Origin of the sequence: Actinophytocola sp., assembly GCF_035712165.1 — a bacterium.
Lineage (GTDB): Bacteria > Actinomycetota > Actinomycetes > Mycobacteriales > Pseudonocardiaceae > DASYTH01.
The window spans coordinates 1-11,154 of the sequence record NZ_DASTBH010000501.1; the positions used below are offsets into that span (position 1 = coordinate 1).

11 protein-coding genes are annotated in these 11,154 nt (G+C 72.7%); 7 read left to right on the forward strand and 4 right to left on the reverse strand.

The window, feature by feature from the left end:
- A partial coding sequence (locus tag VFO68_RS28395; RefSeq protein WP_325161474.1) for a citrate synthase occupies window positions 1–656 on the forward strand: 656 nt, incomplete at its 5' end.
- 62 nt (window positions 657–718) lie between these two features.
- Window positions 719–2,080 carry a serine hydrolase domain-containing protein gene (locus VFO68_RS28400; RefSeq protein ID WP_325161475.1) on the forward strand — a complete coding sequence of 454 codons (1,362 nt, stop codon included), beginning with the start codon at window positions 719–721 and terminating at the stop codon, window positions 2,078–2,080.
- Between the two features lie 8 nt (window positions 2,081–2,088).
- On the opposite strand, the gene VFO68_RS28405 is transcribed toward VFO68_RS28400, so the two are convergent.
- From VFO68_RS28405 to VFO68_RS28420, 4 genes are read right to left on the reverse strand one after another with little or no spacing between them, the layout of a single operon-like run.
- Window positions 2,089–3,324, reverse strand: a complete 1,236-nt coding sequence (locus tag VFO68_RS28405) for an ABC transporter permease (protein WP_325161476.1) — start codon at window positions 3,322–3,324, stop codon at window positions 2,089–2,091.
- A complete protein-coding gene (locus tag VFO68_RS28410; protein ID WP_325161477.1) occupies window positions 3,321–4,025 on the reverse strand; it encodes an ABC transporter ATP-binding protein in 705 nt (234 codons plus the stop codon). The genes VFO68_RS28405 and VFO68_RS28410 overlap by 4 nt, the downstream gene beginning before the upstream one ends.
- Window positions 4,022–5,137, reverse strand: a complete 1,116-nt coding sequence (locus VFO68_RS28415; protein WP_325161478.1) for a peptidoglycan-binding protein — start codon at window positions 5,135–5,137, stop codon at window positions 4,022–4,024. Before VFO68_RS28415 ends, VFO68_RS28410 begins: the two co-directional genes overlap by 4 nt.
- Entirely contained in the window at window positions 5,134–5,673 is a 540-nt protein-coding gene (locus VFO68_RS28420) for a hypothetical protein (RefSeq protein WP_325161479.1), read from the reverse strand. The genes VFO68_RS28415 and VFO68_RS28420 overlap by 4 nt, the downstream gene beginning before the upstream one ends.
- Before the next feature lie 111 nt (window positions 5,674–5,784).
- Here VFO68_RS28420 and VFO68_RS28425 point away from each other — a divergent pair, with 111 nt between their 5' ends.
- The 5 genes from VFO68_RS28425 to sepH all read left to right on the forward strand — a co-directional run bounded on the left by VFO68_RS28425 (window position 5,785) and on the right by sepH (window position 11,010).
- Complete coding sequence (locus tag VFO68_RS28425) at window positions 5,785–6,441, forward strand: response regulator transcription factor (protein ID WP_325161480.1); 657 nt, start codon at window positions 5,785–5,787, stop codon at window positions 6,439–6,441.
- A gap of 123 nt (window positions 6,442–6,564) precedes the next feature.
- Window positions 6,565–7,740 (forward strand): sensor histidine kinase, encoded by a 1,176-nt coding sequence (locus tag VFO68_RS28430; RefSeq protein WP_325161483.1) that lies wholly within the window; start codon window positions 6,565–6,567, stop codon window positions 7,738–7,740.
- Complete coding sequence (gene serC, locus VFO68_RS28435) at window positions 7,737–8,879, forward strand: phosphoserine transaminase (RefSeq protein ID WP_325161481.1); 1,143 nt, start codon at window positions 7,737–7,739, stop codon at window positions 8,877–8,879. Before VFO68_RS28430 ends, serC begins: the two co-directional genes overlap by 4 nt.
- Before the next feature lie 8 nt (window positions 8,880–8,887).
- Window positions 8,888–9,751, forward strand: a complete 864-nt coding sequence (locus VFO68_RS28440) for a phosphoribosylaminoimidazolesuccinocarboxamide synthase (protein ID WP_414635593.1) — start codon at window positions 8,888–8,890, stop codon at window positions 9,749–9,751.
- Between the two features lie 74 nt (window positions 9,752–9,825).
- Entirely contained in the window at window positions 9,826–11,010 is a 1,185-nt protein-coding gene (sepH, locus tag VFO68_RS28445; RefSeq protein WP_325161482.1) for a septation protein SepH, read from the forward strand.
- Window positions 11,011–11,154: the final 144 nt, after the last annotated feature.

Here is an 11,154-nt window from a genome sequence, read left to right on the forward strand (position 1 = left end):
GCGAGGAGCCCGACCCGGCACACGTGAAGGCCATCGACGCCTACTGGGTCTCCGCCGCGGAACACGGCATGAACGCCTCCACGTTCACCGCCCGCGTGATCGCCTCCACCGGCGCCGACGTCGCGGCCTCCATGTCCGGCGCGATCGGCGCGATGTCCGGCCCGCTGCACGGCGGCGCGCCGGCCCGGGTGCTGCCGATGATCGAGCAGGTGGAGAACGTCGGTGACGCCCGCAAGGTGGTCGCCAACATCCTGGACAGCGGCGACCGGCTGATGGGCTTCGGCCACCGCGTCTACCGGGCCGAGGACCCGCGTGCCCGGGTGCTCCGCCGGACCTGCCAGGAGCTCGGCGCCGAGCGGTACGAGGTGGCCGTCGCGCTGGAGCAGGCGGCGCTGGCCGAGTTGCGGGAGCGCCGGCCGGACCGGGCGATCGAGACCAACGTCGAGTTCTGGGCCGCGGTGATCCTGGACTTCGCCAAGGTGCCGCCGCACATGATGCCGGCCATGTTCACCTGCGCCCGCACCGCGGGCTGGTGCGCGCACATCCTGGAGCAGAAGCGCACCGGACGGCTGGTCCGCCCGTCGGCCCGGTACGTCGGGCCGGCGCCGCGCCTCCCGCAGGACGTGGCCGGCTGGGACACCGTCGTGCACAGCTGACCGCCTTACCTCGGTAAACGTGAAAACTCCAACCCATGCGCGACGTCGGACAGAATGCCTGCATGCTCCCAACCACCGAACGTGCTCTGCTGCGCCGTCTGGCCGGTGAACAGGCCGAAAGCCGGGCTCCGTCGCTGATCGCCGCCGTGGTCCGGGGCGATCAGGTGCTGTGGAGCGAGGCCCGCGGGCGGGTGGACGGCGAGCGTCCGACGGTCGACACGCAGTACCGGATCGGGTCGATCACCAAGTCGTTCGTCGCGGTGCTGGTGATGCGGCTGCGCGACGAGGGCCGGCTGGACCTCAACGACCCGCTGGACAAGCACGTGCCCGGCACCAGCCTCGGCCACCTCACCATCGCCCAGCTGCTCTCGCACACCGGCGGGATCACCTCGGAGTCGCCGGGCGCCTGGTGGGAGCGGGCCGAGGGCGCGGACTGGGCGGCACTGTCGAACAGCCTCAGCGCCGGCGCGCTGCGGCACCGGGCCGGCGCCCGGTTCCACTACTCCAACGTGGGCTACGGCGTGCTCGGCGAGGTGGTCGCGCGGCTGCGCGGGATGGGCTGGTACGACGCCCTGCGCGCCGAGGTGCTCGAGCCGCTCGGGATGCACCGCACCACCCCGCAGCCGGTCGCCCCGCACGCCCTGGGCTGGGCCGTGCACCCGTACGCCGACGTGCTGCTGGGCGAGCCGACCCCGGACTCGGGCGCGATGGCTCCGGCCGGGCAGCTCTGGTCGACGGTCACCGACCTGGCCCGGTGGACCCGGCTGCTGGCCGGCGACACCGGCGAGGTGCTGCACCCGGACACCGTGGCCGAGATGCGCGAGCCGGCGCACGTCGACGACGGCGACGCCTGGACCGCCGGCTACGGCCTCGGGCTGCAGGCGTTCCGCGACTCGGGCCGGCGGTTGTCCGGCCACGGCGGTTCCATGCCGGGCTTCCTGGCCAGCGTGGTCACCGACCCGCGGACCACCACCGGGGCGCTGACCCTGGCCAACAGCACCATCGGCGTCGCGGTCATGACGCTGGCGATGGACCTGCTCAAGCTGGTCGACGAGCACGAGCCGGCGCTGCCCGACGAGTGGCTGCCGATGGCCGACCCGGATCCCGCGCTGCTGGCGCTGACCGGACCGTGGTTCTGGGGTCCGATGCCCTACGCGCTGCACCTGCTGCCGGACGGCTGGCTCAACCTGCGCCCGGCCAACGGAACCGGCCGGGCGTCGCGGTTCCGGCCCGAACCGGACGGCACCTGGACCGGGCTGGACGGCTACTACGCCGGCGAAACCCTGCGCGTGCACCGCAACCCGGACGGCACCCCGAACCACCTCGATCTGGCCACGTTCATCTTCGCCCGCACCCCGTACGACCCCGCCGCGCCGATCCCCGGCGGTGTGGACGACCAGGGCTGGCGCGGCGGGGTTCGGTAGGGAAGCCCTCAGGCGAGGGCTTCGGTGGGAGCGAGCCGGGCGGCGCGCATGGCCGGGTAGGCACCGGCCAGCGCGCCGACCAGGGCGGCGACCCCGACGCCGCCGATGAGGGCTGCCGGGGGGAACACCGCCGACCAGCCCTTGTGCAGGGCGTAGCCGGCGGTGACGCCCACTCCGACCAGCACGCCCACCAGGCCGCCGAGGCTGGACAGCAGCACCGACTCGGCCAGGAACTGGCCGCGCACCTGGCGACGGGTGGCGCCGAGGGCCCGGCGCAACCCGATCTCCCGGCGCCGTTCCAGCACCGCGATCACCATCGTGTTGGCCACGCCGACGCCGCCGACCAGCAGCGCCACCCCGCCCAACGCCAGGAACAGCGCGTTGTACGAACTCTCGGCGAGCCGCTGCGCGGCCAGTGCCTCGGACGGCAACGCCACCCGCACCTCGTTGGGCTGCTCCGGGTTGATGGTCCGGGCGAGCACCCCGCGCACCGCCTCGACCTGATCATCCTCGGCCCGCACGTAGAGCTGACCAGGATGGCCGGTGAACCCCAGCTTCTCCTTGGCCACGGTCCAGCCGACCAGCGCGGCCCGCTCGATCTCCGGCGCCAGCGGCATCTTGTCCAGGATGCCGATCACGGTGAACCACTGGCCGCCGATCCACACCTGCCGGCCGGCGCCGGCCGCCACCCGGTCGATGCCCAGCCGGGTGGCCGCCTCCGCGCCGAGCACGACGGTCGGGAACCGCTCGGTCACCTCGTCCAGGAAGCGTCCACTGTGGACGGTTCCGCGCAGGGTGGCGAGCAGGTCGGGCCGGGCCGCGTACACGGCCAGCCCACCGGTCTCCCGGGCCGCGATCCGGTCGCTGCGCCGGACCGAGGCGTCGACCGTGCCGATCGCCGACGTTCCGGTGACCGGCCCGATCCGGCGCACCATCGCCACCGAGGCCTCCGGCAGTTCGGCGTTGTCCCCGCCGAAGGTCTGCCCGGGAGCCGCGGTCAGCAGGTTCGGTCCCAGCGCGGCGATCTCGGCGCGCAACGCCGCGGCGCTGGACGCCGGGATGCTCACCACCGAGATCATCGCGGCGATCCCGATCGCGATGCCCAGCGCGGACAGCACCGCGCGCAGCGGCCGGGTGCGCATTCCGTGCCCGCCCAACCGAAGCACGTCCCGCGGTCCCAACCGGCGGGGTTTGGGCAGCGGCTCCGCCGACGGCGGTGGAGCGACAGCGACCAGCGTCGTCATCGCCCCACCTCCGCCGCGAGGCCTGCCTGCCCGGTGTCCAACCGGACGGTGCCGTCCAGCATCTCCACCCGGCGGCGCGCGGACGCCGCGATCGCCGGGTCGTGGGTGACGATCACGATCGTCGTGCCGGCCGCGTTCAGCTCGACCAGCAGCCGCATGATCCCGGAACCGGTGCGGCTGTCCAGGTTCCCGGTCGGCTCGTCGGCCAGCACGATCGCCGGCCGGTTCACCACCGCCCGGGCGATCGCCACCCGCTGCCGCTCACCGCCGGACAACTCCCCCGGCACGTGGTCGGCCCGGTTGGCCAGGCCCACCCGCTCCAGCGCGGACAGCGCCATCGCCCGCCTGCGCCGCGCGGGCACCCCGGCGTAGAGCAGCCCGGCGGCCACGTTGTCCACCGCCGGCAGCCCGTCGGTCAGGAAGAACTGCTGGAACACGAACCCGATCCAGTGCGACCGCAGGGCGGACAGCCGCCGGTCGCCGAGCCGGGCCACGTCGTGCCCGCGCACCTCGACCCGACCCTGGCTGGGCCGGTCCAGCGTGCCCATCAGGTGCAGCAGCGTCGACTTGCCCGAGCCGGACGGCCCGACCACGGCCAGCAGCTCGCCCGGCTCGATGGACAGCGACACGTCCCGCAGGGCCCGCACACCACCCGGATAGGTCCGGCTGGCGTCGGTGATCGCCAACACCGGGGTGGTCATGAGGTGGTCACCACCTTCATGCCCGGCTTGAGCCCGGAGCCGCTCACCTCGACCCGGCCCTCGGAGAACAGCCCGGTCTTGACCGCCACCAGGCGCCGGTCGTCGCCCTCGACGACCTCCACCGCGTAGCCGCCCTCGGCCAGCGCCAGCAGCGCACCGACCGGCACGGCCAGCACGTCCTGCCGGGTGCCGGTGGTGAACCGGACGTCGACCGAGCCGGCGTCGCGCTCGCCCACCGCGGCCGGGTCGTCCAGCGTGACCGTCGCGGTGAACTTCTGCTCGGTGTCGTCCTCGCCCGGCGGTCCCTGGCCGCTGTCGTCGTCCGGCACCGGGGTCAGCGCGGTGACCGTGCCGGTGGTCGACACGCTGCCCACGTTCAGCGCCACCTTGGTGCCCGGCTTGACCAGGTCCTTCTCCGCGGCCTCGACCTCGACGCTCACCGCGCGGCCGGTGCCGGTGTAGCTGAGCACCGAGCCGGTGCCGGAGCCGCCCAGTTCGGTCTTGAGCGCGCTGACCCGCAGCGGGGAGGCGGCGACCACCACGTCACCCATGCCGATCACGCCGGTCTGCTCCAGGCCGACCGCCTTCTGCCACTTCTTGATCGCGCTCGCGGTGGCGTCGGTGAACTTCTTGTTCGGCGTGCCGAACCCGGTGTAGCCGAGCGCCTTGAGGTTCTCCTCGACCACCTGCACGTCCGGGCCGTCGGTGACCCCCGGACCGACGTCGCGGTAGAGCGGGATGGCGGCCAGGAACAGCGGCACCGGTTTGGCGTCCACCTCGTACACCGTCGCGCCGCGGTCCAGCACGGCGCCCTGCGCGGGCAGCGCGGTGATCGTGCCCGGCTTGCGGCCGGCCAGCGTGTGCTCGTCGCCGTAGCCCAGCTTGCCGGACTTGCCGCGCTGCTCGGCCAGGTCGGTCTGGGTGACCTCGGCGGTGTCCACCGCCGAGGGTCCCGCAGCGGCCGCGGCCGCCGGGGTGGACCGCCTGGTCAGCACCACCCCGGTGCCGACGGCGAGCACGACGATCAGCACGATGCCGGCCAGCAGCCAGCGGGTCCGCCGCCTGCGGCGCAGCGCCCGCGGTCCGCCCTCGGTGGCGGTCAGGTCGGTCATTTGCCGCTGCCAAACACGCCGCCGGGACCCTCCATGTTGCAGGCCTTGTGCGCCTCCTCGAACTCCTTCTGGTCCGGGCCGCTGCCCTCGATCATGATTCCGGGGTTGTTCGGGTCCGGGTCCTTCACGTTGAGCCCGTGGTCGCGCAGGCACTTCGCCTGCTCCCGCAGCTTGTCCAGCTGTGCGGCGTCCAGCTTCGGCGGCTGGCCGCCGTTGGGCATCAGGTGCCGGCAGGCCTCGTCGGCCTCCTTCATCTTCCCCTCGTTGTCGCCGTTGACCTCGATCGAGATCCCGCCGCCGTCCGGGCCGGACTTGGGGTCCTCCATGTCGATCCCGTGCTCGCGCATACAACCGGCGAACTCCCGCATCCGGTCCTCGTCGGTCTTGCCGTCGTCGGCCTGCTGCCCGTTGCTGGGCTGCGCCGGGTCGGACAGCGACGCGACCCCGTTGCCCGGCCCGCCGGAACCGGACGAGCAGGCCCCGAGCAATGCCATCATCGCCGCCGACACGGCGACCAGTCGCCATCGAACGCCCATGGTCCATCCCTTCTCGTGCTTGTGCGAGAAGTTCTACGGATGGCGTGATTCGTGCCCGCTAAGCGAAAGTCCTTATCCCGCGCTTACCCCCGGCTGACCCACACTGATCGGGTGCGGGTTCTTGTCGTGGAGGACGAGCGGCTTCTGGCCGACACCGTGGCCGAGGGGCTGCGCCGGCTGTCCATGGCCGTCGACGTCTGCTACGACGGCGACGGCGCGCTGGAGCGGATCGGCGTGCACGCCTACGACGTGGTGGTGCTCGACCGGGACCTGCCCGGCACGCACGGCGACGACGTGTGCCAGAAGGTCGTCGCGTCCGGCGGGGAGGTCAAGGTGCTGATGCTGACCGCTGCCGGGGACGTGACCGACCGGGTGGCCGGCCTGTCCATCGGCGCCGACGACTACCTGACCAAGCCGTTCGCGTTCGCCGAGCTGGTGGCCAGGATCCAGGCGCTCGGCCGGCGGGCCCGCCCGGCGCTGCCACCGGTGCTGGAACGCGCCGGGCTGCTGCTCGACCTGCCCCGGCACCAGGTGTCCCGGGATGGCCGGCACATTTCGTTGTCCCCCAAGGAGTTCGCCGTGCTGGAGGTGTTGATGCGGGCCGAGGGCGCGATTGTCTCCGCGGAGGACCTGCTGGAGAAGGCGTGGGACGAGCACGCCGACCCGTTCACCAACGCGGTGCGGGTGGCGGTGATGACGCTGCGCCGCAAGCTCGGCGTGCCGCAGGTGATCGAGACCGTGCCCGGCGCCGGATATCGAATCTCATGAGCGAGCTTGCGAGCGACCCATCGAACACTGCCCCGCCGCTGAGCCTGCGAAGCGGCGGGCTCGCCAGCACCGAGCTTGCGAGGTGATGGGGTGAGACTGTCGGTACGCACCAGGTGGGCCGTGATGTTCAGCGGGTTGTTCCTGCTCGCCGGCCTGGCCCTGCTTCTGATCAACTACGTGGTGGTGAACGAGACCGTGCCGGACGGCACCGGCATCGTGTCGGAGGTGGTCAGCGGGGAGGCGGGGGCCCCGCCACCCGAGATGTACGACCAGGTGGTGCCGGCGCCGAGGGACAGCGGTCAGTTCACGACGAAGGTGGCCAGGACCGCGGTCGAGACGTTCCGCACCTCCACCATGCGCCAGCTGCTGATCGCCTCCGGGATCGCGCTGGTCGGGGCGGCCGCGATCGCCGCGCTGCTCGGCTGGCTGACCGCCCGGCGCGCGTTGCGCCCGGTGCACACGATCACCGCCACCGCCCGGCGGCTGGGCGCGGAGAGCCTGGACCGGCGGATCAACCTGGACGGCCCGCAGGACGAGCTGAAGGAGTTGGCCGACACCTTCGACGGCATGCTGGACCGGCTGGCCGCCGCGTTCGAGGGCCAGCGCCGGTTCGTCGCCAACGCCTCGCACGAGCTGCGCACCCCGCTCGCCGTGCAGCGCACGCTGATCGAGGTGGCCATGGCCGACCCGACGGCGAGCCCGGAGCTGCTGCGCCTTGGCCAGCATCTGTTGCACACCAACGAACGCAGCGAGCGGCTGATCGAGGGGCTGCTGGTGCTCGCGCGCAGCGACCAGGGTCTGGTGAGCCAGGGGCCGGTGCGGCTGGACGAGGTGGTCGCCTCGGTGCTGCGCTCGACCGGCGGGATGGCCGCCGAGCAGGGCGTCACGGTGGTCAGCCGGCTGGAGCCCCGGCTGGTGTTCGGCGACCAGGTGCTGCTCGAACGGCTGGTCACCAACCTGGTGCACAACGCCCTGCACCACAACGAACCCGGTGGGTCGGTCGTCGTCGAGGTGGGTGACCAACCGGCCCTCACGGTGACCAACACCGGCGCGGTGGTGCCGGCCGACGTGGTGCCCGGCCTGTTCGAGCCGTTCCGCCGGCTGGACCGCAGCCGCCGCGCCGGCCGGGACGGGGCCGGCCTCGGCCTGTCGATCGTGCGCTCGGTGACCAGGGCGCACCGGGGCGTGGTGTCGGCCGAGCCGAACCTGGGCGGTGGGTTGCGCATCACAGTCCACCTACCGGGATTGCACCGGGCACTGAGCCCGGCATCAGCCCCGGCTGAGACACTGGGCGTATGACGCAGTCTGTAACCGGCACCGACCCGAGCACCTTGCGGTTACCCGCCGAGCTCAAGCCGTCCGACGGGCGGTTCGGGTCCGGTCCGTCCAAGGTCCGGCCCGAGCATCTGGCCCGGCTGGCCACCGAGGGCGCCGCGCTGATGGGCACCTCACACCGGCAGAAGCCGGTGAAGGCCCTGGTCGGGCGGGTCCGCTCCGGACTGCGCGAGCTGTTCGGGCTGCCCGACGGTTACGAGGTCGTGCTCGGCAACGGCGGCTCGACCGCGTTCTGGGACGCGGCCGCGTTCGGACTGGTGCGCGAGCGCTCCCAGCACTTCAGCTACGGAGAGTTCTCGGCGAAGTTCGCCAAGGCGACGGCCGGCGCGCCGTTCCTGGCCGACCCGGTGGTGGTCAAGGCGGAGCCGGGCACCGCGCCGGAGATCAGCTACGCCGAGGGCACCGACCTGGTCGGCTGGGCGCACAACGAGACCTCGACGGGCGTCGCGGTGCCGGTACGCCGGCCGGCCGGTTCCGAGGGCGCGCTGATCGCGATCGACGCCACCTCGGGTGCGGGCGGGCTACCGGTCGCCGCCGAGGACTTCGACGTGTACTACTTCGCGCCGCAGAAGTCCTTCGCCGCCGACGGCGGGCTGTGGCTCGCGCTGATGAGCCCGGCCGCGCTGGACCGGGTCGCCGAGATCGGCGCGAGCGACCGGTGGGTGCCGGAGTCCCTGTCGCTGCCCACCGCGCTGGACAACTCGGTCAAGGACCAGACCTACAACACCCCGGCGATCGCCACGCTGTTCCTGCTCGCCGAGACGATCGACTGGATGCTGGCCGGCGGCGGCCTGGACTGGGCGGTGTCGCGCACCGCGGAATCCTCGCGGCGGCTGTACTCCTGGGCCGAGCGGTCGGGCTACACCACGCCGTTCGTGACGGACCCGGCGCACCGCTCGCAGGTGGTCGGCACCATCGACTTCGCCGACTCGGTGGACGCCGCCGCCTTGGCGAAAGCCTTGCGGGCCAACGGAATCGTCGACGTGGAGCCGTACCGCAAGCTGGGCCGCAACCAGCTGCGCGTGGCGATGTACCCTGCGGTGGAACCGGATGACGTGACCGCGCTGACCCGGTGCGTCGACTGGCTGGTGGAGCGGATCTAATACTCCGCATGGGACAGCTGCGACACCTCTACGGCGGCAAAGTCAGGGATCTGTACGCGCTCGACGACGATCTGTTGCTGGTCGCCTCGGACCGGGTTTCGGTGTACGACGTGGTTTTGCCGACCCGCATTCCGGACAAGGGCGCGTTGCTCACCCAGCTTTCGGTGTGGTGGTTCGACAAACTCGCGGACATCGTGCCGAACCATCTGATCTCGGCCACCGATGTGCCGGCCGAGTTCGCCGGGCGGGCGATTCGATGCCGGCCGCTGGAGATGATTTCCGTGGAATGCATCGCGCGCGGTTATCTCACCGGGCTGGGGCTGCGCGAGTATCGGGAGAAGGGCAGTGTTTCCGGGGTGCCGCTGCCGCCCGGGCTGACCGACGGCAGCCGGCTGCCGGAGCCGATCTTCACGCCGACCACCAAGGTCAGCGACGGTGGGCACGACGAGTTCATCACGTTCGACGACGTGGTCGCCTCGGTCGGCGCGGACACCGCGCGGCGGCTGCGGGAGCTGACCCTTTCGCTCTACCGCACCGGCGCCGAGCACGCCGCGGCGAACGGCATCATCATCGCCGACACGAAACTGGAGTTCGGCAACGACTCCGCCGGTGAGCTGACCCTCGGCGACGAGGTGCTCACCTCCGATTCCTCGCGATTCTGGCCGGCCGACGAATGGGAGCCGGGCCGGCCGCAGAAATCGTTCGACAAACAGATCGTGCGGGACTGGGCGAGCGGAACCGGCTGGAACAAGGAGCCGCCCGGCCCGGCGATCCCGGACGAGATCGTCACCGCGACCCGATCCCGCTACACCGAGGTGTACCAGCGGATCACCGGAACGACCTGGTCGGCGCCCGGCGCGCCTAGCCCGTGATCGCCAGGCGGCCATCTAACGTGGCAGGGTGACGAGGTGAAGTCTGTCTGTTTACGGCCATGAGGAGGCCTGAGATGCGCCCGCTGCGGATCATCGGGCTCGAGGATGACGGCCGTACCGTCATCGTCGAGGACCCGGCCCGCGGTGAGCGTTTTCAACTTCCCGCGGATGAGCGGCTGCGTGCAGCGGCCCGGGGAGACATCACCCGACTCGACCAGATCGCCACCGAGCTGGAGAGCCAGATGCGTCCTCGAGAGATCCAAACCCGCATCCGCGCGGGAGAGTCCGTCGAGCAGGTGGCCGCCGTGTCCGGCCTGCCCGAGCAGAAGGTCGAGCGGTTCGCCTACCCGGTGCTGCTCGAGCGCTCGCGTACGGCGGAGCTCGCGCAGCGGGCGCACCCGGTCCGCGAGGACGGCCCGGACGTGCAGACGCTCGGCGAGGTCGTGGCGCACGCCTTCGGCACCCGCGGCCAGGACTACTCGGTGGCCAACTGGGATTCCTGGCGCGGCGAGGACGGCAAGTGGGTGGTGCAGCTGTCCTGGACGGCTGGCCGGTCCTCCAACCGCGCGCACTGGGCGTTCCACCCGGGTGCGCACGGCGGCACCGTGACCGCGCTGGACGATCACGCCCTCGACCTGCTCGACCCCAGCTCCAACCGCCCGCTGCGCACGGTCCGGCCGGTCACCCGGCTCGCCCAGCAGGCCCTCGAACTCGGCACCCAGCCGCAGGCCGAGCCGGCCCAGCAGGCCGAGCGGCAGGCCGTCGGCGGGGGCGAGCCGCCGCGCCGGCACACCCCGGAGCCGGAGCCCCGCACCGAGCAGGACTACGTGCAGGACTTCGAGCTCACCCCCGAACAACCGGCCGCGCAGCCCGCGCCTCCCCCGGCCCGGCCCGCCGCTCCCCCGGCCCGGCCCACCCCGGCGGCCCCGGCCGCCACGGCGCCACCCACCCCGGCGGCCACCGCGCCACCGGTCCCGGCTCCCGTGGCGCCACCGGCCCCGGCTCCCGTCGTGCCACCGGCCCCGGCTCCCGTCGCGCCGCCCGCTCCGGCAGCAACCGCCCCACCCACCCCGGCCGCGGCCACACCGCCGGCACCCGCCGCTGAACCCAAGCCGGAACCCGAGCCCCAGGCCAAACCCGAGCCGGAGCCCACGCCGGCCCCCGCTCCCGCGGCCCGGCGGACCAAGAGCAAGAAGGGCCGCCCGATGGTCCCCTCCTGGGAAGACGTCCTCCTCGGCACCCGCTCCAACCGCGGCTAACCCCACCGCACAACCCCCGCGAGTTCGCGTTTCCAGCCCGCGAGTTCCTGGTTGCGGGTCAGTGAAGGGTGCACGGCTGCCGGGTGGGCCTGGGTGCCGTCCCCGGCCGCGTCGGAACGCCGGGTCGGTGCTTTTGGCAGAGCT